Raw genomic sequence first — 1,378 nt, 5'->3', positions numbered from 1 at the left:
GGGGCGGCCCGCCACCGAGCTCGGTGGCGACGGCGCCAGCGGCCGCGTGGGCATGCTGTTTCAGCACGGGGCGCTGTTTTCCGCCTTCAGCGTGCTCGACAACGTGGCCTTCGCGCTGCGCGAGCTCGGCACGCTGCCGCCGCAGGTGGTGACCGACGCCGCGCTGGTCAAGCTGCGCATGGTGGGCCTGAAGCCCGAGCACGCGACGCGCATGCCCTCCGACCTGTCCGGTGGCATGATCAAGCGCGTGGCGCTGGCGCGCGCGCTCATCATGGATCCGCCCCTGCTGCTGCTCGACGAGCCCACGGCCGGGCTGGACCCGAACAGCTCGGACGAGTTTTGCGACTTGCTGCGCGAGCTGCACGCCGCGCTCGGCCTGACGGTGATCATGGTGACGCACGACCTCGATACGCTGTACGACCTGTCCACGCGCGTGGCGGTGCTGGCCGACCGGCGCGTGATCGTCCAGGGCACGCCCGACGAGGTGGCGCGCTTCGAGCACCCGTTCATCGAACACTTTTTCCTCGGCGAGCGCGGCCGCCGCGCCCGGGCCCGGCCCGGCGCGCCCGCGCCCGCTGCCCCGAAGGAGGCCTGATGGAAAACAAGTCCCATGCCCTGGCGGCCGGCCTGTTCGTGCTGGCCGTCGCGGCGCTGCTGGCCGGGCTGGCGCTGTGGCTCACGCGCGACCAGACCGACTACCGCTACTACGAGCTGTCCAGCAAGGACAGCGTGAGCGGCCTGCAGCCGCAGGCGGCGGTGCGCTACAAGGGCGTGTCGGTGGGCAAGGTCACGCGCATCGGCTTCGACCCGGAGGCCAGCGGCAACGTGCTGATCCGCCTGGCCGTGAACGCCAGCGCGCCGATCAGCCCGACCACCTACGCCACGCTCGGCTACCAGGGCGTGACGGGCCTGGCCCACATCCTGCTCGACGATGCGGAAAAGCCGCTGCCCGCGCCGCCGCCCGGCGCCAGCGGGCTGCCGCGCCTGCCGCTGCAGTCCTCGCCCTTCAGCCAGCTGGCCGAGCAGGGCCCGGCCATCCTGGGCCAGGTGCAGCAGGCGACCGAGCGCATCAACCAGCTGCTGGCCGAGGAGAACCAGCAGCGCCTGGCGGACGCCATCGGGCAGATCGGCCAGGCGGCCGGCAGCGTGAGCGCGCTGGCCCAGCGCCTGGAGCGCACGGTGGACGCGCGGCTCGACCCGGCGCTGGCTGTGCTGCCGGAGGTGGCGGCCGACGCGCGCCAGACCCTCGCCGCGCTGCGCCAGGCGGGGGACAACGCCAGCCGCGCCGCCGACCAGGTGGCCGGCGCCGTGCAGCGGCTGGCGGCCGAGGACGGACTGATCGACGAGGTCGCCGCGGGCGCGAAGTCGCTCGCGGCGG

2 protein-coding genes are annotated in these 1,378 nt (G+C 73.9%); both read left to right on the top strand.

Annotation, left to right across the window (positions count from 1 at the left end; all coding sequences use genetic code 11):
- Positions 1–595, top strand: a 595-nt coding sequence (locus A612_RS04740; protein ID WP_019373394.1) for an ABC transporter ATP-binding protein, incomplete at its 5' end; no start/stop codon positions are given.
- On the top strand, positions 595–1,378 hold a 784-nt coding region (locus tag A612_RS04735), incomplete at its 3' end, for an MlaD family protein (protein WP_019373393.1). The genes A612_RS04740 and A612_RS04735, both read left to right, overlap by 1 nt.

It is taken from the genome of Melaminivora alkalimesophila (genome assembly GCF_000282995.1).
GTDB lineage: Bacteria > Pseudomonadota > Gammaproteobacteria > Burkholderiales > Burkholderiaceae_C > Melaminivora > Melaminivora alkalimesophila.
Note: the sequence above shows the minus strand (reverse complement) of the source record. Positions and strands in the feature narration are given on the sequence as shown.